The organism is Streptomyces niger, assembly GCF_000718305.1.
Classification (GTDB): Bacteria; Actinomycetota; Actinomycetes; order Streptomycetales; family Streptomycetaceae; genus Streptomyces; species Streptomyces niger.
Genome location: NZ_JOFQ01000007.1, coordinates 281,017 through 303,786, shown reverse-complemented (window position 1 = coordinate 303,786; position 22,770 = coordinate 281,017). Strand labels below are relative to the sequence as shown.

Genomic DNA, 22,770 nt, shown 5'->3' with positions numbered 1-22,770 from the left:
CGCGCGCCGGCCCGTCCGCCGCTAAGGAGCACCGCATGACCCCACCCGTCATCCACTCGCTGCGCGAGCAGATCCGCGAGCACATCCTGGAGGGGATCGTCAGCGGCCGCTGGCAGCCGGGTGAGCGGATCGTGGAGCGGCGGATCGCGGTGGAGCTGGAGGTCAGCCAGACGCCCGTACGGGAGGCCCTGCGCGAGCTGGAGAGCCTGCGGTTGATCGAGTCGGCCCCGAACAAGGGCGTCCGCGTACGGAACCTGACCGCGGCCGACCTCAAGGAGAGCTATCCCGTCCGGGCGGGTCTGGAGCAGGTCGCGGCGGAGCTGGCGGCCGGCCGGCTGGCGGACGACACCACGGCCCTGGAGCGCGAGGTGGCGGCGCTCACCACGGCCGACGCCGCGGCGGACGGCGAGGCACAGGTGCGGCACACGGTGGCCTTCCACCGTGAGATCATCCGTGCCGCGCGGAACGGCGTGCTGCTGCACACCTGGGAGTCGCTGGGCGTGGAGGTGTGGACGACGCTGTCGATCCGCTGGTTCTCGCCCGACCCGCGCTCGCACGCCCAGGACCACCAGGAGATCGTGGACGCGTTCCGGCGGCGCGACCCCAAGATCGGCGAAATTCTGCGGACCCACGTCCTGAGCTGCGCACCTCGCGTCTGAGGGTGCCGGAGGGACCCGGGGAGGGGTCCGGCGGACGTACCGGAGTGAGCCTCCGGAGGCTCATCTGAGCCTGGCACGCGGTGCCCAATTCGGCGACACCCCGTGCCGACCTGGGGTTTTTCCGCCTGCGAGCGTTGATCGATCATCGATCAGGGGCGTATCGTCGGTCAGCGGGGCGCGACACCCTGCCTGCCAGCACCACCTCGCACCCTCCCTCCCTCCGTCCGGAAAGGGGCCACCCATGCCCGATCCCGTACGCCCCGCGTACAGCCAGCTCGACCAGCTCCCGGACAGGGACCCGCAGGAGACGGCCGAGTGGCGTGAATCGCTGGACGCCGTCACCAAGGCAGCGGGTCCGCAGCGCGCGGACTACCTGATGCGCCGCGCTCTGGAGCACGCCTCGCAGACCGACGGGTCCACCCTCCCCGGCCTGCTGGAGACCGAGTACGTCAACACCATCCCCACCGCCGACGAGCCGGAGTTCCCCGGTGACGAGGCGATGGAGGCCCGCATCACCGCCTGGAACCGGTGGAACGCGGCGGCCATGGTGACGCGCGGCTCCAAGGACGGCCTCGGCGGCCACATCGCCACCTTCGCCTCGGCGGCCTGGCTCTACGAGACCGGCTTCCAGCACTTCTTCCGCGGCAAGGAGGGGGACGGCTCCGGCGACCAGCTCTACATCCAGGGCCACGCCTCCCCCGGCATCTACGCCCGCGCCTTCCTTGAAGGCCGGCTCACCGAGGAGCACCTCGACCACTTCCGCCGCGAGGCCGGCGGCGAGGGCCTGCCCTCCTACCCGCACCCGCGGCGCCTCCCCTGGCTGTGGGAGTTCCCCACCGTCTCCATGGGCCTCGGCCCGATCTCCGCGATCTACCAGGCGCGCTTCAACCGCTACCTGGAGCACCGCGAGATCAAGGACACCTCGAACTCCCACGTCTGGGCGTTCCTGGGCGACGGCGAGATGGACGAGCCCGAGTCGACCGCAGCGCTGGCGCTGGCCGGCCGCGAGGGTCTGGACAACCTCACCTTCGTCATCAACTGCAACCTGCAGCGCCTGGACGGCCCGGTCCGCCCGAACTTCAAGATCGTGCAGGAGCTGGAGGCCCAGTTCCGCGCGGCCGGCTGGAACGTCATCAAGTCCCTCTGGGGCCAGGCCTGGGACGAGGTCTTCGCCCAGGACACCGACGGGGCGCTGGTCCGCCGCCTCCGGGAGACCCCGGACGCGCAGTTCCAGACGTACGCCACCCGCGACGCGGCCTACATCCGCGACCACTTCTTCGGCGCGAACGACTCCCTGCGGCGCATCGGCCAGGGCCTGTCCGACGCCAAGCTGATCGAGCTGTTCCAGACCTCGCGCGCCGGCCACGAGCCGCGCAAGGTCTACGCCGCGTACAAGGCCGCCGTCGAGCACAAGGGCGCGCCGACCGTCATCCTGGCGCAGACCGTCAAGGGCTACACCCTCGGCGCGGGCTTCGAGTCCCGCAACGCCAACCACCAGATGAAGAAGCTGACCGGCGAGGAGTTCCGCGCCATGCGGGACCTCCTGGAGCTGCCCATCCCGGACAGCGCGCTGGAGGGCGACACGGTGCCGTACTGGCGCCCCGCCGAGGACTCCCCCGAGATGGCGTACCTCCGCAAGCGCCGCGCGGAGCTCGACGGCCCGGCCCCGGCCCGCAAGGTCACCCCGAAACCGCTTCCGGCGCCGTCGGACAAGGCCTTCGACGCGCTCAAGAAGGGTTCCGGCAGCCAGGAGATCGCCACGACCATGGCGTTCGTCCGCCTGGTCAAGGACCTGATGCGGGACAAGGAGACCGGCAAGCGCTGGGTCCCCGTCGTCCCCGACGAGGCCCGCACCTTCGGCATGGAGTCCCTCTTCCCGTCCGCCGGTCTGTACTCCCCCGTGGGCCAGACCTACGACCCGGTCGACCGTGACCAGCTCCTGTACTACAAGGAGGCCAAGAACGGTCAGATCCTGAACGAGGGCATCACCGAGGCCGGCGCGCTCGCCGACTTCACCGCCGCGGCCACGGCCTACGCCACGCACGGCGAGCCGATGATCCCGTTCTACATCTTCTACTCGATGTTCGGGTTCCAGCGGACCGCCGACCAGTTCTGGGCGCTCGCCGACCAGCTCGGCCGCGGTTTCGTCATCGGCGCGACCGCCGGCCGTACGACGATGACCGGTGAGGGCCTGCAGCACGCCGACGGCCACAGCCACCTCATCGCCTCCACCAACCCGGCCGCCATTTCTTACGACCCCGCCTTCGCCTACGAGGTCGCGGTGATCGTCAAGGAAGGCCTGCGCCGCATGTACGGCGGGTCGGCCGAATTCCCCGCCGGCGAGGACGTCTTCTACTACCTGACGGTCTACAACGAGACCAAGGTCCAGCCGGCCATGCCCGAGGGCGTGGAGGAGGGCATCCTCAAGGGCCTGTACCGCTTCAAGCAGGCCGAGGGCGCCACCGACAAGGCCCCGAAGACCCAGCTGCTGGCCTCGGGTACGGCGATCCACTGGGCCCTTGAGGCGCAGCGGATCCTCGCCGAGGAGTGGGACGTGGCGGCCGACGTCTGGTCCGCGCCGTCCTGGACGGAGCTGCGCCGCGACGCGCTGGAGTGCGACGCCGCGCGCTTCAGGGGCGAGGACCGCGTGCCCTACGTGACCCGCGCGCTGGCCGGCGCCGAGGGCCCCGTCGTCGCGGTCAGCGACTGGATGCGGGCCGTGCCCGACCAGATCGCCCCCTGGGTCGAGCAGGACTGGGTCTCCATCGGCACCGACGGCTTCGGCCTCTCCGACACCCGCGAGGCCGCCCGCCGCTACTTCGGCGTCGACCCGCAGTCCGTCGTCGTCCAGGTGCTCGCGGCGCTCTCCCGGCGCGGCGAGGTCAAGGCCGAGACGGTCAAGGAGGCCGCCGAGAAGTACGGCCTGTGAGCCGTATCCCTGTGCGGCGCGGCTGCCTGTCGGCCGTACCCCCGTACGACTGCCTGTCGGTCGTACTTGCCTACGGCTGCCGGTCGGCCGTAGCCCCCGTACGGCCTGCGCGCCGTACCCGTAGGACGCCGGGGCCGTAGCGCTCCGGTCAGCATCGGGACCGTACCTCCCGGTGGGCGCCGGGGCCGTGAGGGAGCCCCGGCGCCACCCTCGGCGTACGGGCCACGCGCCCGTACGCCCCACAGCTCCCGTGCGGAGGCAACCACCCGCGCCCGGACCTCCGCACGGGACACCTCTTCCAGCCGGACCGCTTCCGCCGATGACGGACAGCGGCCCGGCTGTCGGTGGTGAGCGGCCCGAGTGTGCGTATCGGTGGCGGGAGCCCGGCTGTCGGTGGTGGGGCCCGACTGTGGTGGGTCCTGACTGTCGGTGGTGGGCGGCATCATGAGCGCATGCGTGCTGCCCGGCTGATCAAGATGGTGCTGCTGCTCCAGTCCCGGCCCTCGATGACGGGGGCCGAGCTGGCGCGCGAGCTGGAGGTCTCCGAGCGCACGGTCGCCCGGGACGTCCTCTCCCTCTCCGAGGCCGGCATCCCCGTCTACGCCGACCGCGGCCGGACCGGCGGCTACCGCCTCGTCGGCGGCTACCGCACCCGCCTCACCGGTCTGGGCCGCAGCGAGGCCGAGGCCCTCTTCCTCTCCGGGGTGCCCGCCGCGCTGCGCGAACTGGGCCTGGCCGACGCCGCCTCCGCCGCCCGCCTGAAGGTCTCCGCCGCCCTCCTCCCCGAGCTGCGGGACGCCGCGACCGGCGCGGCGCAGCGCTTCCACCTGGACGCGCCCGGCTGGTACCAGGAACCGACCACGCCCGAGCTGCTGCCCGCGATCGCCGAGGCGCTCTGGGACGACCGCGTGCTGACCGCCCGCTACGACCGCAAGGGCACCGAGGTCACCCGCGTCCTGGAGCCGTACGGCCTCGTCCTGAAGGCGGGTGTCTGGTACCTCGCGGCGCGTGCGACGGACGGTCGCGGTACCCACCGCGTATATCGCGTCGACCGTTTCGTCGACGCCGTCCCCGGCGACGACCGCTTCGTCCGGGACCCGGACTTCGACCTGCCCGCCTTCTGGGCCGAGCGGGCCGCCCAGTTCGCCCGCTCGATCCTCCGGGACGAGGTGACGGTACGGCTCTCCGCGGCCGGCGCCCGCCGGCTGCCGCACGTCACCGACCGCGTGGCGGCCCAGGAGGCCCTCGACGCGGCACCGGGCCCCGACGACCAGGGACGGATCACGGTCACCCTGGCCGTCGAGTCCCCCGATGTCGCCTGCTCCCAGCTGCTCGGCCTCGGCCCCGAGGCGGAGGTCCTCGCCCCGCCGGAGCTACGCGCACGGTTCGCGGAGGCGGGACGGCGCATGGCGGAGCTGTACGGCGGTGCGGCCGGTCAGGAAGCTGAAGCCGGACAGGGCGGTGCGGCCGATCGGGAGCTGAAGCCGAACGAACCGGTGCGGCCGATCGGGAGCTGAAGCCGAACGAACCGGTGCGGCCGAGCTGGACGATCAAGCCGAACAGGGCCATGCGGCCGGTCAGCGGTAGCCGGTGACGTCCGCCGGCTTTCCGGTCCGCTCGACCTCCTCGATGTACCGCCAGGCGTCCGGCGCCGAACCGTCCACGTCCGTGAAGCCGTACTCCCCCGCCAGCCCGCCGCTGGAGAGCGACTGCCCGTTCCACCGCGCCACGTCGGGATCGGTGGCCAGGGCGGCCAGCGCACGCCCCACGAACACCGGCGACTCCGAGATCGCGAAGTGCGGGTTCTGCGCGCAACCGTCCCGCCAGCTCTCCTCCGTCACCTTGAAGTACGTGTCGAGCATGGCCTCCGAACGCAGCCACCCCGGCGTGAGGCAGAGCGCCGTGCAGCCGTACTCCGCCAGCTCCTCCGCGAGGTCGTGCGCGATCCGGATCGGGGCGCTCTTCGCCAGGTCGTAGTAGAGCGGCTTGCGGTACTCCCGGTTGGACTCGGCCGTGCCGTCCGTGACCTCCACGAGCAACCCGCCGCGCCGCCGGATCAGCAGCGGCAGCGCGTACCGGCTGGTGATCAGGTGACTCTCGACGCCGAGCCGCAGCACCCGCAGCCCCTTGTCGAGGTCGTGCTCCCACGCCTTCTTGTCCCACTCGACGTGCCGGTCACCGCCCCACAGGTCGTTGACCAGCACGTCCAGCCGCCCGTGATCCCGCTCGATCCGCTCGACCAGCGCACGCACCTGGTCCGGCTCCAGGTGGTCGACCCGTACGGCGATGCCGGTGCCGCCGGCCTCGGTGACCAGTTCCGCCGTGCCCTCGATCGTCTCGCTGGCCCGGCCCACCTCGCTGACGCTGTCCCGTGTCGTACGCCCGGTGACGTAGACGACCGCGCCGGCCCGCCCCAGCTCCACGGCCATCGCCCGGCCCGCGCCACGAGTGGCCCCGGCGACCAGCGCCACCTTGCCGGCCAACGCCCCGGACCGTCCTGTGACGCTGCCGGCCCGTTCCGCCATCGCCCCCGCGGCTCCCGTGGCTTTCGCCGCCGCGACATCCGTGGCTTCCGAGGCTTTCGCCGCTGTCGCGACGTCCGTAGCTTGCGTGGCTTCCGCGTCGTCCGTGGCTTCCGCGCCGTTCGTGACTACCGCGCCGTTCGTGACTACCGCGTCGTCCGTCGCCCTGCCGGTGCTCCCCGTCGCTTTTGCGCCCACTTCTACTCCTTCTTTCTTTCGCGTGGCGCGACTTTCTCACCGCATCCCGTCACCTCCTGTCCGGTTTTCCGTGGAATTCCGTGTCGGTAACGACCCGGACGGATGCCCGCGCTCCGCGTGCGTCGCCGGGCGGCAGGCTGGATGCTGGACCCTGTGATGGACGAGACGGAGTTCTGGGAGCTCATCGACGACTCCCGCGAGGCCGCCGAGGGCGACCCCGAGGAGCAGGCCGATCTGCTGGTCGAGCGGCTGATGCGGCGCGATCCCGACGCCGTGATCGACTTCGCCCGGCACTTCGAGGCCCGGTACAACCGCGCCTACTCCTGGGACCTGTGGGCCGCCGCCGCCATCCTGCTGGACGGCGCGAGCGACGACGCCTTCGACTACTTCCGCTGCTGGCTGATCGGCCAGGGCCGCGAGGTCTTCGAGGGCGCGCTGCAGGACCCCGACCGGCTCGCCGACCTGCTCCCGGACTTCGACGAGGAGGAGGACGGCGACGCCGAGGACCTGGGCTACGCGGCGGACGAGGCGTACGAGCGCCTCACCGGCGCCGTGATGCCCGACCTCGGCATCGCGCCCCCGCCTCGGGAGCCCCTGGGCACCGTCATCGACTTCGAGGACGACGCCGCCCTGGAAGAACGCTTCCCCGCCCTGTGGGAACGGTTCCGCGGTGGCTCTTGGTGAGTCTCAGCGCCTCCTGACGGCATCCGAGGCTCACCACGATGACCGGGGCTCAGCACGATGACCGAGGCTCAGCACGATGATCGAGGCTCAGCACGGTGGCCGGGGCTCAACACGATGGCCGGGGCGATCCGCACGACGGCCAGGGCTCAGCCGTCCGTGCCGTTCAGGCTCCGCCCCATCAGTACGTCGTCCACGTACCGCCCCTCCAGCAGGAACTCCCCCGGCAGCACGCCCTCCACCCGGAACCCCGCCGACTCGTACAACCGCCGGGCCGGCGCGTTGTGCCCCAACACCCGCAGCGTCATCCGCTCCGCGCCCTCCGCCACCGCCCGGTCGAACGCCGCGGCCAGCAGCGCGCGGCCCACCCCGCGGCCCCGCGCCCGGTCGTCCACCGCCAGCCCCTGTATCTGCCGCACATGCGCGTTGCAGTCCAGCGGCGTCGGCCGCGCCAGGCGCAGGTAGCCCGCGATCCACCCATCCGCCACCGTCACCGCCACCAGGAAGTCCTCCGGTACGTGCCAGGCATCGAAGAACGGATCGTACGGCGGTTCCGGCCGCGGCTGGACGGAGTGCAGCGGCGACCAGACCCGCCGGTCCAGTGCCCCCAGCGCTGCCTCGTCGGCGGGCACGGCAGTACGTACGATCAGCTCGGGCATGCGGGTCACTGTGCCACGCGCCCGCCGCCACGGGCAGTATGGGAACCATGCGGATCGCGATCACCGGCTCGACCGGTCTCATCGGTACGGCGCTCCAGCGGTCACTGCGCGCAGACGGGCACGAGGTACTGCGCCTCGTCCGGCGCGCACCACGCGCGGCCGACGAAGTGGCGTGGGACCCCGAACGGCAGACCGTCGACACCGCGTCGCTCGCGGGCTGCGACTCCGTCGTGCACCTCGCGGGCGCGGGCGTCGGGGACCACCGGTGGACGGCCGCGTACAAGAAGCAGATCCGCGACAGCCGGGTCCTGGGCACGGCCGCGATCGCCGAAGCCCTCGCCTCCCTCGACACCCCGCCGCGCTCCTTCGTGTGCGGCACCGCGATCGGCTACTACGGGGACACCGGGACACGCCGCGTGGACGAGAGCGCCCCGCCCGGCGACGGGTTCCTCGCCGGGGTCTGCGTCGACTGGGAGGCCGCGGCGGAACCGGCCGTCGAGGCCGGGATCCGTACCGCCTTCGCCCGCACCGGCCTGGTCGTCTCGCGCACCGGCGGCGCCTGGGGCCGCCTCTTCCCGATCTTCAAGGCGGGGCTCGGCGGCCGGCTCGGGAACGGCAGCCAGTACTGGTCGTTCATCTCCCTGCACGACCACGTCCGCGCGCTGCGCCGCCTCATCGACGACGACACGCTGTCCGGCCCGGTGAACCTCACCGCCCCGGAGCCGGTCACCAACCGCGAGGCGACGGCCGCCATGGGCAAGGTCCTGCGCCGCCCCACCCTCTTCACCGTCCCGCCCCCTGCCCTCCGCCTGGCCCTCGGCGAGTTCGCCGACGACGTCCTCCAGAGCCAGCGCGTCGTCCCCACCCGCCTCCAGGACTCCGGCTTCACCTTCACCCACCCCACCATCACCGCAGCCATCAGGGCGGCCCAGACGGCCCAGATGGATTGAGGTCGGGAACCGAGACTGAAAGCTGAGGCCGGGAACCGAGACTGAAGCCGAGGTCGGCGACCGAGACCGGTTGTTGCCACTGGCACGCGCGTGGCGCATGGGCGTTGTGCGACCCCGTGTGCGTCGGCCCGGCTGCGGGCGTGGGTATCAGGGAGGCTCGCGAAGGGCATGAGACGTGGGCCGAAACCCCGGCCGACCCTGGGAGGGACACGTGCCGCGCACCCCCGCTTCCCGAAACCCCTCACCGCAACCGGCGCCCCAACCGACCGATCCGCCGGACACCGTGGACGTCGTCATCATCGGTGCCGGAGTGGCCGGTCTGGCCGCCGCGCACCACCTCACCCGCGCCGGCGCCACGGTCGCCGTCCTGGAGGCCGCCGACCGCGTCGGTGGCCGCGCGACCACCGAGGAGCTGGACGGCTACCGCCTGGACCACGGCAGCCAGTTGTTGGTCACCTCCTATCCCGAGCTGAGCAGCACCCCGGCGCTCAACGACCTCGCACTGCGGCCCTTCGCCCCCGGTATCTGCCTGCACAACGGGCGCCGCGCCCAACGCATCGGCGCCATACGGAGCACACGGGTCGCACTCGCCACCGCGCGCGCCCTCGCGCGCGCCTCCGCGCGCCCCGTGCCGCGCTCGGGCGTCCGTATCCCCTCGCTCCCCGGCCCCCGACTGCCGTCACACGGTGAACCGCAGAGCCCGTACCCCCGTCTCCCCTCACTCGCCACATCCCGCCTGCCCGCCCTCGGACCGCTGGGCCCGATACGGTCGCTCGGCACGCGCGGGCAGCTGGGGCCACTCGGCACCGCCCGGCTGCCGTCCCTGGGAGCACCCCGGCTCCCCGGTCTCGGCCTCGGCTCCCCACGGCTTCCCTCGCTCGGCTCCTCCCGGCACCAGACGCTGCGCACCGCCCCGAGCGCGCAGCGGGCATCGCGGTCCGCCGCGACCCCGGGCCGTGACCAGCCGGTGCAGGACGTCCTCTCGCCCCGGGCCGCCGCGCTCCGTCCGCTCCTGACCGCCCTGCTCGGCGACCCCACGCTGCAGGGCTCCAGCTTCGGCGCGGCCCTCACCCTGCACGCCTTCGCGACCGGGCGGCTCTGTCTTCCGGCGGGAGGCGCGGCGAGCGTCCCCGAACTGCTCGCCGCCTCGCTGCCGCCGGGCACCGTGCGCACGTCCGTCCGTGCCGTCTCCGTCTCCACCACGCTCGTCACCACCTCCGATCATCGTCAACTGCGGTGCCGCGCCGCGCTCGTGGCCACGGGGGCACGCGATGCCGCGGAGCTCTTGCCGGGGTTGCGGGTCCCCGATTTCCATCCCGTGACCATGTTGCACCACAGCGCCGACCACACCCTGAGTTATCCGCAGGCGCAGGACGCGACGCTTTTCCTGCCGACGGACGGGCCGGTGGCGTACAGCTACGTCGCGAGCGCGGTCGATCCGTCGCGCACACCGCCCGGCAGGTCGCTGATCACCACGGCGGTGCTCGGCTCCGCCGCGACGCTGCCGGCCGGCGCGCTGGACAAGACGGTCCGCCCGCAGTTGGAGCGGTTGTACGGCACCGCCACCGACGGCTGGCGGCTGCTGGCAGCGCACCACGATCCGTACGCCGTGCCGGCCATGCCCGCGCCGCACGATCCGCTGCGGCCGGTACGCGTGCTGGCCGGGCTGTACGTCTGCGGCGACCATCGGGACACCGGCACCGTCCAGGGCGCGCTGCGTTCCGGTCGCCGCGCCGCCCGCGCGCTGCTGGGCGACTTCGGGATGACGATGGCGGAGGACGACTCCGCCGCCGACCTGTTCGACGCCGCCTGAGAGCCGGCCGGAGGGCCTGACACTCAGGCCGTCCGGCGGCCGACGGCGCGCCCACGCCCCGGCCCCCTCCGGCAGTCACCCGGCCGAGCCCGCCACGCCCCACGCACCTGGCTCCCCCACGCCGGCCCGAACACGCCCCCACCCGCACGACGGCGGGGCCGGGACGGCATGATCACCGTCCCGGCCCCGTCGCAACCCGGCCCCGTCACCTCCCGGCCCAGCGGCATCCCGACCCGCCACAGCCAGGGCTCACGGGCCCATTCCCCAGGACCTCCGGCGCGGCACGTCACCGGGTGTCCCCGACCGCCCCGCACGTCTCGGCATGTCTCCGTACGTCTTGGCACGTCTCCGCAGGTCTCCGTGCGTTTTCGCACGTCCACGCACCTGTCCGCACGTCCACGTACGTCTTCGCACGTCCACGTACGTCTTCGTACGTCCACGCACCTCTTCGCACCTCTTCGCGCGTCTGCGTACGTCTCCGTCGGGGCCGTAGGGTCTCTCAGCCCAGTGCGGTCACCTTGTCCCGGTAGCCGCGTACGGCTGCGGCGTCCCGGTACGGCTCCAGCCTGCGTTCGAAGTCCCGTACGTACTCATGCACCCGTACGGATCGCATCTCCGCGGCCTGTACCGCGGCCTCCGCGCCCAGCGTGCACGCCTGCTCCAATTCGCCGAGGCCGAGCCGGGCGGTGGCCAGGACGATGCGGCAGAGCAGCCGACTGCGGGCGTAGCCGGCACCGCGGAGCTGCAGTGACCGCTCGGCGTGCTGTGCGGCCGCGCGGTACTGCTGGAGGTCGCGGTGGCAATGCCCGAATTCGTCCGCGAGCTGTGCTTCGTCGAAGAGGCGGGCCCAGTGCGGCACCTCGTCCCCGGGGCGCGCGGCTTCCAGGGCGCGTTCGGCGCGGGCCAGGGAGGCGGTGCAGGCGCGTACCTCGCCCAGTACGGCGTGGCCGCGGGCCTCGGCGGCGTGCAGCAGTGCCTGGACCAGGGGCGGCGGCCCGCTTCCGATGCCCTGCTGGGCCACGCGGGCGAGCTGTACCGCCTCCCGGCCGTGGCCCAGGTAGACCGCCTGCCGACTCATCGTGATCAGGACGTAGCTGCCGTAGGCGCGGTCGCCGGCCGCCTGGGCGAGCCGTAGTGCCTGCACGAAGTAGCGCTGCGCGAGTCCGTGGGCGGTGATGTCGTACGAGGTCCAGCCGGCGAGCCGGGTGAGGTCGGCGGTGGCGGAGAAGAGCCGGCGTCCGGTGGGCTCGGTGTACGAGCCGCGCAGCATGGGCTCGGCCTCGTGTTCCAGATAGCGCACGAGGGCCTGTCGGGCGTGGCCACCTCCGTAGGCGTGGTCCAGCGTTCTGAACAGCTCGCCGACGGAGCGCAGGGCGGCGATGTCCCCGGCGGACACGCGGTAGCCGTGCGCCGGGTCCGGGCGCTCCACACGGTCGGGGCGGCGCTGTCGGGGCACCCCGCTGCGGATCTGTGCGGGGACGCGGGGCGGCACCGCCTCGGGGACCGGTTCGCCGCGCGCCACACGTTCGTCGGCGCGGCCGATGAGCCAGTCGCGGCTGGGGACGACCAGGCCGGCCGGGGTGAAGGCGATCTTGCGCAGTTCGGCGTGGCTGCCGGAGTCCTTGCGCCACAGGCCGCTGACGATGTCGACCGCCTCGCTGGGGGTCGCGGCGAATTCGAGCCCTGCGTACACGGGTGCGCAGGCGTCCAGGCCCAGGTCCTGCGCCGACAGCCGGCGTCCGAGGCGGCGGGTGAACACCTCGGCGATCAGTGCGGGGGTGGTGCCGCGTGGCTGCTGGCCGCGCAGCCATCTGGTCACCGATGTCTTGTCGTAGCGCAGGTCGAGCCCGTGTTCCAGCCCCAGCTGGTCCACCCGGCGGGCCAGACCGGCATTGGAGAATCCCGCCTCGGCGATCAGCGCGGCGAGTCTGCGGTTGGGTGTGCGTTGCGGCGATCCCTCAAGCTGTGGGCCTGGGTCGGGTCGTTCCGTCATCAGCTTTACGGTCTCCTGCCTTCCGGGCCGCGCCGACCGGGCCCGGTCGACACCGTCCGGCGCTTTCGCCCTCCTGGAACGGCGTGAATGTAGCGGCCCAGGGCTGACTTCCGGCCACGATTCATCCGCGTTCATCCGATCGTGTGAGCACAGCTCCGCAGGCCGACGCGGCTACACGCCGTCTACACCTGATGTCCGGTGCGTGCTCCCTCCCGACGCCCCGTCCGGCCTCCCCCGACGCCGCCACCCGGTCTCCCCTTGGCGGCCTGCACGACCTGCGCGACCTGCACGAACTGCCCGGCCTGCGCGATCTGTCGCTGAGGCCCCGGCTCCGTCGCCCCTTCGGCCCGCCCGCGCACGCACGGGACGGCGGCCCCGTATGCACATCGGACGGCCGCCCGTATGCGCAGCGCCCGATGTCCACCCACACGCGTACCGGACCGTCCGCAGAGGTACACGGGGCAGCGCGCCCCGGAGCCTCTCGGCGAGACGGGCGCCGTGCGCGCGGGGAACGGAGCTGCGGCGAGCGCCGTGCACGCGGGAGCGGAGAGCTACGGCGAGCGCCGCACCCGCCACCCGCCCACCCGCTACCCGCTACCCGCTACCCGCTACCCGCCACAGGGACGGCACGAGCGCCGCCCCTGTCCCCCTGCGCCGGGACGGTGCGGACGCCGCGTCTCCCCCCCCGTACCGTCCCGGACCCGGCCGCCCGACGTGCTTTTCGGGCACGGCCGTACAGTGGTGACGGGCGCGATGGATGCAATAAGAGGAGCCGCCATGAGTGAGCTGCGCTTTGTCCGGATGGGCTTCGGCGCCGACGCCGTGGAGTACCAGACGGCGTGGCAGGAGCAGCGCCGGGTGCACGCCGCCCGGTTCGCTGACGAGATTCCGGACACGTGTCTGCTGCTGGAGCACCCGCCCGTATACACGGCGGGTCGGCGTACGGCCGAGAACGAGCGCCCCCTGGACGGCACCCCCGTCATCGACGTGGACCGCGGCGGGAAGATCACCTGGCACGGGCCGGGCCAGCTGGTCGGCTATCCGATCCAGAAGCTGCCGCGCCCGGTGGACGTGGTCGCGCACGTGCGCCGCCTCGAAGAGGCGCTGATCCGCACGGCGGCGGAGTTCGGCGTGGAGACCACCCGCGTCGAGGGCCGCAGCGGCGTATGGGTCCTGGGCGACCCCGTGGAGCAGCGCGCCGCGCTCGGTGGCCTGAACCTCGACTTCGACCCGCGCGTGAACGACGAGCTGTTCGACCCGCGGCTGAACGGCCCGGAGTACGCCCCGTCCAACGCCGGACAGCGCCGCGAGGACCGCAAGCTCGCCGCGATCGGCATCCGGGTGGCGAAGGGCGTCACGATGCACGGCTTCGCGCTGAACGTGAACCCGGACAACACCGAGTTCGACAAGATCGTCCCGTGCGGCATCCGCGACGCGGGCGTGACCTCGCTCTCGAACGAGCTGGGCCGCGAGGTCACCATCGACGAGGTGCTGCCGGTCGCCGAGAAGCACCTGGCGGACGTGCTGGAGAACGCCGAGCTCCTGCCCCGCGCCGTCTGACCCGGCCCGCCGGCGTCCCCCACGAGCGGGCCCGGCGGAATGCAGCCCGGCGGTAGCGGGTTGCGCAGCACGTAAAGACGTGCGAATCAACGGGCGTACCCTGGGTACGCCGAAGAAACGAAGCTTAGGGAGCCGGAGTGTCCGCTGTCGCACCCGACGGACGCAAGATGCTGCGCCTGGAGGTCCGGAACAGCCAGACCCCCATCGAGCGCAAGCCCGAGTGGATCAAGACCCGGGCGAAAATGGGCCCCGAGTACAACCACCTGCAGGGCCTGGTGAAGAGCGAGGGCCTGCACACGGTCTGCCAGGAGGCGGGCTGTCCCAACATCTTCGAATGCTGGGAGGACCGCGAGGCGACCTTCCTCATCGGCGGTGATCAGTGCACGCGCCGCTGCGACTTCTGCCAGATCGACACCGGCAAGCCGCAGGAGCTGGACCGCGACGAGCCCCGCCGCGTGGCCGAGAGCGTGCAGACCATGGGCCTGCGCTACGCCACGATCACCGGCGTCGCCCGCGACGACCTGGACGACGGCGGCGCCTGGCTGTACGCCGAGACCGTCCGGCAGATCCACGGCCTGATGCCCGACACGGGCGTGGAGCTGCTGATCCCCGACTTCAACGCGGAGCCCGACCAGCTGGCCGAGGTCTTCTCCTCGCGCCCCGAGGTGCTGGCCCACAACGTGGAGACCGTGCCGCGGATCTTCAAGCGGATCCGTCCCGGCTTCCGTTACGAGCGCTCCCTGAAGGTCATCACCGAGGCCCGCAAGGATGGCCTGGTGACCAAGTCGAACCTGATTCTGGGCATGGGCGAGACCCGTGCGGAGATCAGCGAGGCGCTGCAGGACCTGCACGACGCGGGCTGCGAGCTGATCACGATCACCCAGTACCTGCGCCCGACGGTGCGGCACCACCCGGTGGACCGCTGGGTGAAGCCGCAGGAGTTCGTCGAGCTGAAGGAAGAGGCGGAGGAGATCGGCTACAAGGGCGTCATGTCCGGGCCGCTGGTCCGCTCCTCGTACCGGGCCGGCCGGCTCTACCAGCAGGCGATGGACAAGCGCGCGGCGGAGGCGGAGCGCCCGGCGGTGTGAGCGCGCCACCGGCCCCCGGCGTGATCACCTCCGGGGCCCTGCGCGGTCACCGTCCGGGGCCCTGCTTGATCACCGTCCGGACTCCCTGTGCGGTCACCGTCGAACCCTCGACGTGATCACCATCGGGAAGCCCCGGGCGGTGCCCGCATGGTGGACGGCTCGCTGTCGCACCACGTCGATCACGCTCGGGCGTCCCCCATCCGCATGATCAACCGCAAAAACTTTGCATTCGCGAGCGGCCTTTTCGGGCCCCGGGGGTGTGAATCCCGGCACACGCCGAACGGTGCGGCCCGCACTTCTCCCAGGCTGGAGCGGTGCGGGCCGCACCGACGTTTCATGGGCGTTTGACCGTGCGGTCATCCGTTGGTAACACCGTTCCGTAAGGCTTTCCGTGACGATGGATGCACGCACCGCTCACACCCCCGTTGTTCCCACCACCCCGAAGGGGACTCACGCCATGCAGGCCGCGCCCGTCCGCGACACCGCTGCTCTGCCGATCCCGGCTGCTCTGCCGATCCCGTCCGTCACCGGCGCGCTGCGCGCCGTGGAGTCGCTGCTGATGCGAGGCGGGCAGCGCACCGCCCGTCGGAACGCCTGGACCGCCGTCCTGGAGGACCGCCGCCGGGCGGAGGACCGACGGGCCGCCCAGTACGTACTGGAGGCCGCGGCGACCCGGAGCACCTCGGCCACGTAAACTTCCGTACATGGCGAGGAAGGAAAACGCAGACACCTCTGCGAACCCCGGGCGGCTCAAGCAGATCGCCCTGACCTACAAGATGACCCGTCGGGTCGACTCCAAGGTCGGTCTTGTCGTCGCGGGCGTGGGCATCGTCGTTTTCGGCGTTCTCCTTGCCATCGGCTTCCTGATCGGCCACCCCGTGTACGCCGGCATCCTGGGCTTCCTGCTGGCCTTCCTGGCGATGGCGATCATCTTCGGCCGGCGTGCCGAGAAGGCCGCCTTCGGTCAGATGGAGGGTCAGCCGGGCGCCGCGGCGGCGGTGCTGGAGAACATCGGCCGAGGCTGGTCGGTGACGCCCGCGGTCGCGATGAACCGCAACCAGGACGTCGTGCACCGTGCGGTCGGCAAGCCCGGCATCGTGCTCGTCGGCGAGGGCAACCCGAACCGGCTCCGCGGCCTGCTGGCCGCGGAGAAGAAGCGGATGGCCCGTACGGTCTCCGACGCGCCGGTCCACGACTTCGTGGTCGGTGACGGCGAGGGCCAGGTGCCGCTGAAGAAGCTCCGTACGACGCTGATGAAGCTGCCGCGCGTGCTGCCGGGCTCCGAGGTCACGGCGGTCAACGACCGGCTGCGGGCGCTCGGCGACCTGATGAGCAACATGCCGGTGCCGAAGGGGCCGATGCCCAAGGGCATGCGGATGCCGAAGGGCGGCCGGATGCGGTGACGCCTCCGGCGTCCTAATGACGACACGGTGACGACACAGCTGACGACACGCCTGCGGCCCGGGACCCCACGGTCCCGGGCCGCTCTCGTGCGCACACGCGCGAACGTGCCCACGCGCGCGAACGTGCGGACACACGCGAACGCGTCTCAGCGGACGAAGCCCGCATCACGCGGACGAAGCCCGCGCCACAGCGGACGCACCTTCGCCCCTCGCACCCGTACGTCCACCGTCACGTCCACCGGTACATCTACCCGTACGTCGTACTCGTACGTCTCAGATCCGTACCTGTACCGACCGGGCCAGGCGGTCGTGGAGGCCGCGGCCGTCGCGGTCCCAGATGGCGGCCGGGATGACGATGAGCAGCGCGATCGTCCGCACCAGCACCCGCGGCAGCGAGAGCCGGCCGCCGCCCTCGGCGACGACCCGCAGGCCCAGCAGCCGCTTCCCGGGAGTGAAGCCCACCGTGCCGACGGTGAGCAGGCTCAGGACGAAGAAGACCAGCAAGGCCCAGTTGCTCGCCGCGTTGGCCTTGCCGCCGCTGAGCAGGCCGTACGCGATGAGCATGCACAGCGCCCAGTCGATGAGGAGGGCCACGAAGCGGCGGCCCGGTCGGGCGATCGAGCCGGGTCCGTGCTCCGGCAGCCCCAGCTGCTGGCCCCGGTAACCGAAGTCGATGCCCATGTCCTCGGCCGCCGCGCGGGGCCCGGAGAGCCACGATCCCATTGCTTGCCTGTTGTCCACCCGTCCACGGTACTGCGACCGCATACATTTCCCGCGGGCCGGGGCGCCCCGGAGCGGGGTGCGGTGACCGCCTCGCCGTACGGCACATCCCGGCCGTACCGGTGCGTGGTACGGCCGCCACGAAGGGCCACGGCCGGAAGCCGCAACCGGCCGCGGCCACCGCGCGCCGGTTAACCTGAGCGAAACAAATGGGTCATGCTTGGGAAATCCCGCCTACCTAAGGTCGGGCGAGCGCGCCACCGCACATGGTCGCGATCCGAGGAGCAACCCCGAGCCGCCGACCGGTGACCGGGCTAGGAGGAGTTGGATGTTCCAGAACGCCGACGAGGCCAAGAAGTTCATCGCGGATGAGGACGTCAAGTTCGTCGACGTCCGGTTCTGCGACCTGCCCGGTGTGATGCAGCACTTCACGGTGCCGGCGGAGGCGTTCGACCCGACGGAGGAGCTCGCGTTCGACGGCTCCTCGATCCGCGGGTTCCAGGCCATCCACGAGTCCGACATGGCGCTGCGCGCGGACCTCTCCACCGCCCGGGTCGACCCGTTCCGCCGGGACAAGACCCTGAACCTGAACTTCTTCATCCACGACCCGATCACCGGCGAGCAGTACAGCCGTGACCCGCGGAACGTGGCGAAGAAGGCCGAGGCCTACCTCGCCTCCACCGGCATCGCCGACACCGCGTTCTTCGGCCCCGAGGCCGAGTTCTACGTCTTCGACTCGGTCCGCTTCGAGACCTCCGCCAACCGCTCGGTCTACGAGATCGACTCCGAGGCGGGCGCCTGGAACACCGGCGCGGTCGAGAACAACCGCGGTTACAAGGTCCGCTACAAGGGCGGCTACTTCCCCGCCCCGCCGGTCGACCACTTCGCCGACCTGCGCGCGGAGATCTCCCTGGAGCTGGACAAGCAGGGCCTGAAGGTCGAGCGCCAGCACCACGAGGTCGGCACCGCGGGCCAGGCGGAGATCAACTACAAGTTCAACACGCTGCTCGCCGCGGCCGACGACCTGATGCTCTTCAAGTACATCGTGAAGAACGTCGCCTGGCGCAACGGCAAGACCGCGACCTTCATGCCCAAGCCGATCTTCGGTGACAACGGCTCCGGCATGCACGTCCACCAGTCCCTGTGGTCCGGTGGCGAGCCCCTCTTCTACGACGAGCAGGGCTACGCGGGCCTCTCGGACACCGCCCGCTACTACATCGGCGGCATCCTCAAGCACGCCCCGTCGCTGCTGGCCTTCACCAACCCGACGGTGAACTCCTACCACCGCCTGGTCCCCGGCTTCGAGGCCCCGGTCAACCTGGTGTACTCGCAGCGCAACCGCTCCGCGGCCATGCGCATCCCGATCACCGGCTCGAACCCGAAGGCCAAGCGCGTCGAGTTCCGCGCGCCGGACCCGTCCTCCAACCCGTACCTGGCCTTCTCCGCGCTCCTCCTCGCGGGCCTGGACGGCGTGAAGAACAAGATCGAGCCGGCCGAGCCGATCGACAAGGACCTGTACGAGCTGGCTCCCGAGGAGCACGCGGGCGTCGCCCAGGTCCCGACCTCCCTCCCGGCGGTCCTCGACGCCCTGGAGGCGGACAACGAGTACCTCCAGCAGGGCGGCGTCTTCACCTCGGACCTGATCGAGACCTGGATCGACTACAAGCGCACCAACGAGATCGCCCCGATCCAGCTCCGCCCGCACCCGCACGAGTTCGAGCTGTACTTCGACATCTAAGAAGCGCGGCTTCCGCTGAGGAGCGCGGCTTCCGCAGCGTATGAGGGTCGGCACCCCGCATCGGGGTGCCGGCCCTCGCGCGTTGCGGGCGCGGGACGGGACCGGCCGCCGGTCACCGCCCACCGGCCGCGCCACAATGAGTGACCGTGACGGACGACATCGAAGAGCGCACTGACGACATCGAAGAGGCCATCGAAGAGATCGAGGAGCAGCAGGCGGACGTGGCGGGGCTGCTGCTGGACCACGTGTACGCGCCGCTGGTCGGGGAGCGGCATGTGCGGGGTGTGCTGCCCGTGCCGCCGGCCGCCGGGGCCGTCCGTGTGGTCGTCGGGGGGCGCGGGGAGGCTGATCCCGGCCGGCTGACGGCGTACGAGGTTGCGCTCCGCTCGGGTGACGAGTTGCTCACCCCGCACGACGTCGTCGGGGTTCTGCGTGCGGTGCACGCAGGGGCGCGCAGCCATGCGTACGAGAGAGTCGGCATGGTCATGGGCATGCCGCTGATCCGGGTGGATCCCGCGGCCGTCGGGGCGGGTCCGTTCACCGTCGACGACTGGGCCCGTACGCTCCTGCGGTGTCTGGCGCAGCCGTCGTCCGAGGAGCGGCCGGCGGTGCGCCTGCGCGGGTTCCTGTTCCGGGGGCGGGACCGGCTGCGCCTCTATCTCGACGGCGCGGACGTGCCCGGCGTGACCGCTGCCGACGTGCGGCCGGGAGGTGCGCTCACGGCGCTGCTGGCCGTGTTGCCGTCGATGCTCGACGAGGAGTGGCGCACCTCGGCCGACGCCGGCGATCCGCACTGCGCACGCGTGGTGGACCTCACCGATTACTGACCACCGGTTACCGACCACCGATGGCTGACCATCGATTACCGACCACCGGTTACCGAGTACGGATCACCGCCCCCGTCAGGCGATCCGGTCACCGAGCCGCCAGGCGCCCCGATGGCTGAGCCGCCAGGCGCCTCGATGACTGCCCCGCCAGGCGCCCCGACAGCTGACTCGTCAGGCGATCCCTGCCGAGACGCGCGGGGCTCAGGTGATCCGTGCCGAGACGCACGGGTCCTCGTTGCGGTAGCCGAGGCGGTCGTAGAGGCGCTCGGCGGGGGTGTTGTCGGTGAGCTGCCAGAGGGTGCAGAAGCCGTGGCGGCGGACGGCGTGGCGGGTGAGCCAGGAGGTGAGCGCCGCGCCGAGGCCCTGGCCGCGGAGGGCGGCGTCGGTGGCGACGGAGGCCATGAGCGGGGCGCCGCTGTCGCGGAGGCTGCTCAGGGCGCCGCAGGCGACCAGCCGGCCGTCCGCGTCGCGGATGCCGGCCCACAGGCTGACGCCCTCGGCGCCGGGGCCGGTGGAGTGGGCGGGGCTGTGCGTGTTGAGGAAGGCGAGCAGCTCGTCGTGGTGGGACTCGTCGAGGGCGACGACCCGGTCCTCGCCGCGCTGGACGGGCGGCTCGTCCACGGTCCAGCGGAAGATCCACTCGACAATGCCGGTCACCGGCAGGTGGCGGCCGACCAGGGTCTCGGTGCCGCGGGGGCCGGTGAACTCCCGTATCCGGTCGGGCATCGTCAGTGCCGCGCGCAGGACGAGGCCGGCGGCGGCTTCCGGTTCGCCGACGCTCCAGACATGGCCGCGGGCCTCGTCGAGCCAGGCGGCGGCGCCTTCGCCGGTCCAGCCGATCCGGTCGGCAGGGCGCTGTCGCGCGGCGCCGAAGCGCAGCAGGGCCGCGCCGGTGCGGCTCTCCAGGCCCTGGTCGAACAGGTCGGCGGTCCGGGGGACAAGAGTCGTTGCCAGCATCGCTCTCTGAGGGAGGGGAGGTACGGGAGGGTGTGCAGGGGAAGTACCGAAGGGTACAGACTCCGACATTCCGGGCGCGCTGGGGGCACGACCGGGCAGTCCGTCTGAAAAGGGGGTTCCCGGCAGCGGCGCGCACGCGCGCGCCCGGCGGACCGGGACGGCCCACTGTGACACACCGCCCCGGGGCCGGGGCAAATCCACCTCTCCTACCCATTCGTGGGTGATGCATCCATGAGGGCCGCCACCCGTTCCGAGTGGCGGCCCTCATGCGGTGAAGGACGGTGGATGGCGCCGTGCGCTACTCCCCCGCGAGCAGTTCGCGGAGCTCGGTGACCGCCGTGCGGAGGTGGTCGGCGAAGGCGTGCATCTGGTCCGCGACCGGCCGCGGGGTGCTCAGGTAGAGGTTGAAGCGGTCGGGCAGCAGGACGTACGCGATGCCGATGCAGCGGCTGCTGGTGGAGCCGAAGCCGAAGTACTGGATGTGCTCGGACGGCGCCGAGCTGGTGCTCAGGTAGTCGTCGCGCATGATCTGCCAGCCCGGCGAGCGGTAGAGGGCGGGCTGTTCGGTGATGCCGAGCTCGGCGCCGCGGCGGCGCTGGATGAGCTCCAGCTCCCAGAGGTGCTGCTCGGGTGCGTCGCCCGCCTGGCACTCCTTGGCGCGGGTGACGTGCGCGGTGGCGGCCGTGCGGAAGGCGGCGCGGCGCGCCGCGGCGTCGGCCGTCGGGTCCTCCATCGCGGCCACGAACGCCTGGATCTCCGGAGTGACGACGCGCATGGCCTCTGTACGGCCGCGCCGCCACTGCCGGGTGGCGATCGATTCGTACGTGGCGCCCAGCCTGCCCTTGGCGCGCTGGTGGGCGAGCTGGTACGCGAGCTGCACGAAGGCGTCCGGCGAGACGCGCAGGGCCTTGGCCGCGGTGGAGCCGAAGTCCTCGAAGGAGACGGTCCGGGTGGCGGTGTCCGCGCCGTATTGGGCGAACGCCTCGGCGGCGGTCCGGATGCGGGCCTGGAGGGCGTCGTCCAGCTCGAAGGTGAGGGCGGAGAACTCCGGGCGGCCCTGGACGCGGGCGCCCGACTCCCGGGACTGCTCCCCGGCCGGCGTGCCGAGGAGGGTGTCGACGAAGCTGAGGATCGTCGTGCCGTCCAGGCCGCAGTGCTCGACGTTGATGCCGGCCCGGCCGTCGGCGAAGACGACGAAGGAGACGGCCTTGTCGAACCATCGGTTGCCGCGGTCCCCGTAGAGGAGTTCGTCGCAGGTCTCCTGGGTGTCGGCAGGCGCGAAGTCCTCCAGGCAGACGCAGAAGAGGGCGGTCTCGATGTCGTCCAGGGCCGCCGCGTTGCCGGGGTGCGCGCGCAGCGTCTCGCGGGTGGCCGCCCAGTCGGCGCGGGCCATGGTGGTGAGGTGGCCGACGGAGGTGTCCGGCGCCGCCGGTTCCGCGCCCGCCTTCATGACGGCGGACAGCCCCGCCGCCAGGTCGTCGAGTGCGTACGGGGTGCCGTCGGGGCCCAGTACATCCATCCGGTACATCGCGCCCCGGAAGAACACCACGACGTGGCGCGCGTCGGAGGGGCCCGGCCATTCCTCGGAGTACGGGTGGCGGACCGTGTCCTGCTGGGCGCCCGGGATGCGGGTGGTGGAGAAGAGGTACTTGTTCTGCTCCATGGTCTGCGGCGCGCCGCGCAGCACCACGGGCGGGATCTCCTCCCGGTCCAGCCGCCTCTTGTAGGCGACGGCCGCGCCGATCAGCCCGGCCGCCCGCTCCACCTGCGGCTGTCCGGTGTCCTGGAAGAGGAAGAAGAAGTTGGCGTTGAGGGCGATGCGGTCCCGGCGGCCGAGGTAGCGGTACGGCCAGAAGGTGTCGAGCCAGCTGTGCACGCCGGGGGTGCGGTCGTACTCCTCCAGCGCCGCCTGCAGGACCGGGCCCGGCCCGTCCGGACCGCTGAAGGCGGCCACCTCCGCCTCGGTCGCCGCCCGCTCCTCAGGGGTCAGCAGCGGGCCGCACCAGGAGAGGAAGCGCGTACAGCTGTCCGCCAGGGTCGGCAGCGGCACCCGCGGCAGGGTGTCCTCGTGGG

At 72.1% G+C, this 22,770-nt stretch carries 18 protein-coding genes; 12 read left to right on the top strand and 6 right to left on the bottom strand.

The annotated features are described in order from the left end of the window. Positions 1-35 precede the first annotated feature (35 nt). From IF20_RS15630 to IF20_RS15620, 3 genes are all read left to right on the top strand, one after another. Positions 36-659 (top strand): GntR family transcriptional regulator, encoded by a 624-nt coding sequence (locus IF20_RS15630; RefSeq protein WP_052865759.1) that lies wholly within the window; start codon positions 36-38, stop codon positions 657-659. Between the two features lie 241 nt (positions 660-900). Beyond that, complete coding sequence (gene aceE / locus IF20_RS15625) at positions 901-3,588, top strand: pyruvate dehydrogenase (acetyl-transferring), homodimeric type (RefSeq protein ID WP_052865758.1); 2,688 nt, start codon at positions 901-903, stop codon at positions 3,586-3,588. A 452-nt stretch (positions 3,589-4,040) separates the two neighbouring features. Then, complete coding sequence (locus IF20_RS15620; protein ID WP_110944194.1) at positions 4,041-5,105, top strand: helix-turn-helix transcriptional regulator; 1,065 nt, start codon at positions 4,041-4,043, stop codon at positions 5,103-5,105. A 60-nt stretch (positions 5,106-5,165) separates the two neighbouring features. Here IF20_RS15620 and IF20_RS15615 read toward each other — a convergent pair whose 3' ends face one another. Then, positions 5,166-6,113, bottom strand: coding sequence for an SDR family oxidoreductase (locus IF20_RS15615; protein WP_052865757.1), 948 nt, complete (start codon positions 6,111-6,113; stop codon positions 5,166-5,168). Between the two features lie 351 nt (positions 6,114-6,464). On the opposite strand from IF20_RS15615, the gene IF20_RS15610 reads away from it, so the two are divergent. Further along, positions 6,465-6,992, top strand: coding sequence for a DUF4240 domain-containing protein (locus IF20_RS15610; RefSeq protein WP_052865945.1), 528 nt, complete (start codon positions 6,465-6,467; stop codon positions 6,990-6,992). 146 nt (positions 6,993-7,138) lie between these two features. On the opposite strand, the gene IF20_RS15605 is transcribed toward IF20_RS15610, so the two are convergent. Then, positions 7,139-7,648 (bottom strand): GNAT family N-acetyltransferase, encoded by a 510-nt coding sequence (locus IF20_RS15605; protein ID WP_199896618.1) that lies wholly within the window; start codon positions 7,646-7,648, stop codon positions 7,139-7,141. 38 nt (positions 7,649-7,686) lie between these two features. Here IF20_RS15605 and IF20_RS15600 point away from each other — a divergent pair, with 38 nt between their 5' ends. Both IF20_RS15600 and IF20_RS15595 read left to right on the top strand, forming a co-directional pair. Next, a complete protein-coding gene (locus tag IF20_RS15600; RefSeq protein WP_052865755.1) occupies positions 7,687-8,598 on the top strand; it encodes a TIGR01777 family oxidoreductase in 912 nt (303 codons plus the stop codon). 283 nt (positions 8,599-8,881) lie between these two features. Next, positions 8,882-10,411 carry an NAD(P)/FAD-dependent oxidoreductase gene (locus IF20_RS15595; RefSeq protein WP_052865754.1) on the top strand — a complete coding sequence of 510 codons (1,530 nt, stop codon included), beginning with the start codon at positions 8,882-8,884 and terminating at the stop codon, positions 10,409-10,411. Positions 10,412-10,910: 499 nt separating this feature from the next. Here the strand turns inward: IF20_RS15595 and IF20_RS15590 are convergent, their stop codons facing one another. Further along, positions 10,911-12,404, bottom strand: a complete 1,494-nt coding sequence (locus tag IF20_RS15590; RefSeq protein ID WP_052865753.1) for a hypothetical protein — start codon at positions 12,402-12,404, stop codon at positions 10,911-10,913. Positions 12,405-13,181: 777 nt separating this feature from the next. Between IF20_RS15590 and lipB the strand changes: the two genes are divergently transcribed. The 4 genes from lipB (at position 13,182) to IF20_RS15570 (ending at position 16,455) form a co-directional block, all read left to right on the top strand. Continuing rightward, positions 13,182-13,964 carry a lipoyl(octanoyl) transferase LipB gene (gene lipB, locus IF20_RS15585; protein ID WP_052865752.1) on the top strand — a complete coding sequence of 261 codons (783 nt, stop codon included), beginning with the start codon at positions 13,182-13,184 and terminating at the stop codon, positions 13,962-13,964. Between the two features lie 137 nt (positions 13,965-14,101). Then, positions 14,102-15,052 carry a lipoyl synthase gene (lipA, locus tag IF20_RS15580; protein ID WP_052865751.1) on the top strand — a complete coding sequence of 317 codons (951 nt, stop codon included), beginning with the start codon at positions 14,102-14,104 and terminating at the stop codon, positions 15,050-15,052. 457 nt (positions 15,053-15,509) lie between these two features. Continuing rightward, positions 15,510-15,746 (top strand): SCO2195 family GlnR-regulated protein, encoded by a 237-nt coding sequence (locus tag IF20_RS15575; protein ID WP_052865750.1) that lies wholly within the window; start codon positions 15,510-15,512, stop codon positions 15,744-15,746. Between the two features lie 10 nt (positions 15,747-15,756). Beyond that, positions 15,757-16,455, top strand: a complete 699-nt coding sequence (locus IF20_RS15570; RefSeq protein WP_052865749.1) for a DUF4191 domain-containing protein — start codon at positions 15,757-15,759, stop codon at positions 16,453-16,455. A gap of 273 nt (positions 16,456-16,728) precedes the next feature. Here the strand turns inward: IF20_RS15570 and IF20_RS15565 are convergent, their stop codons facing one another. Further along, positions 16,729-17,196, bottom strand: a complete 468-nt coding sequence (locus IF20_RS15565) for an RDD family protein (RefSeq protein WP_199896617.1) — start codon at positions 17,194-17,196, stop codon at positions 16,729-16,731. Positions 17,197-17,503: 307 nt separating this feature from the next. Here IF20_RS15565 and glnA point away from each other — a divergent pair, with 307 nt between their 5' ends. Both glnA and IF20_RS39190 read left to right on the top strand, forming a co-directional pair. Then, positions 17,504-18,913, top strand: coding sequence for a type I glutamate--ammonia ligase (gene glnA, locus IF20_RS15560; protein WP_052865748.1), 1,410 nt, complete (start codon positions 17,504-17,506; stop codon positions 18,911-18,913). A 146-nt stretch (positions 18,914-19,059) separates the two neighbouring features. Further along, positions 19,060-19,740, top strand: a complete 681-nt coding sequence (locus tag IF20_RS39190) for a hypothetical protein (RefSeq protein WP_199896616.1) — start codon at positions 19,060-19,062, stop codon at positions 19,738-19,740. Between the two features lie 201 nt (positions 19,741-19,941). On the opposite strand, the gene IF20_RS15550 is transcribed toward IF20_RS39190, so the two are convergent. Beyond that, on the bottom strand, positions 19,942-20,697 hold the full coding sequence (locus IF20_RS15550) for a GNAT family N-acetyltransferase (protein ID WP_052865747.1): 756 nt from the start codon (positions 20,695-20,697) through the stop codon (positions 19,942-19,944). A 298-nt stretch (positions 20,698-20,995) separates the two neighbouring features. Then, the gene (locus tag IF20_RS15545) at positions 20,996-22,747 is read right to left on the bottom strand and encodes a choline/carnitine O-acyltransferase (RefSeq protein ID WP_052865746.1); all 1,752 of its coding nucleotides are present in this window, start codon (positions 22,745-22,747) and stop codon (positions 20,996-20,998) included. Positions 22,748-22,770 lie beyond the last annotated feature (23 nt).

What these genes read in the sequence shown, in the direction of transcription:
- IF20_RS15630 (WP_052865759.1), top strand. Translation starts at nt 36, where the DNA reads ATGACCCCACCCGTCATCCACTCGCTGCGCGAGCAGATCCGCGAGCAC.
- aceE (WP_052865758.1), top strand. Translation starts at nt 901, where the DNA reads ATGCCCGATCCCGTACGCCCCGCGTACAGCCAGCTCGACCAGCTCCCG.
- IF20_RS15620 (WP_110944194.1), top strand. Translation starts at nt 4,041, where the DNA reads ATGCGTGCTGCCCGGCTGATCAAGATGGTGCTGCTGCTCCAGTCCCGG.
- IF20_RS15615 (WP_052865757.1), bottom strand. Translation starts at nt 6,113, where the DNA reads ATGGCGGAACGGGCCGGCAGCGTCACAGGACGGTCCGGGGCGTTGGCC.
- IF20_RS15610 (WP_052865945.1), top strand. Translation starts at nt 6,465, where the DNA reads ATGGACGAGACGGAGTTCTGGGAGCTCATCGACGACTCCCGCGAGGCC.
- IF20_RS15605 (WP_199896618.1), bottom strand. Translation starts at nt 7,648, where the DNA reads ATGCCCGAGCTGATCGTACGTACTGCCGTGCCCGCCGACGAGGCAGCG.
- IF20_RS15600 (WP_052865755.1), top strand. Translation starts at nt 7,687, where the DNA reads ATGGGAACCATGCGGATCGCGATCACCGGCTCGACCGGTCTCATCGGT.
- IF20_RS15590 (WP_052865753.1), bottom strand. Translation starts at nt 12,404, where the DNA reads ATGACGGAACGACCCGACCCAGGCCCACAGCTTGAGGGATCGCCGCAA.
- lipB (WP_052865752.1), top strand. Translation starts at nt 13,182, where the DNA reads ATGAGTGAGCTGCGCTTTGTCCGGATGGGCTTCGGCGCCGACGCCGTG.
- IF20_RS15575 (WP_052865750.1), top strand. Translation starts at nt 15,510, where the DNA reads ATGCAGGCCGCGCCCGTCCGCGACACCGCTGCTCTGCCGATCCCGGCT.
- IF20_RS15570 (WP_052865749.1), top strand. Translation starts at nt 15,757, where the DNA reads ATGGCGAGGAAGGAAAACGCAGACACCTCTGCGAACCCCGGGCGGCTC.
- glnA (WP_052865748.1), top strand. Translation starts at nt 17,504, where the DNA reads ATGTTCCAGAACGCCGACGAGGCCAAGAAGTTCATCGCGGATGAGGAC.
- IF20_RS15550 (WP_052865747.1), bottom strand. Translation starts at nt 20,697, where the DNA reads ATGCTGGCAACGACTCTTGTCCCCCGGACCGCCGACCTGTTCGACCAG.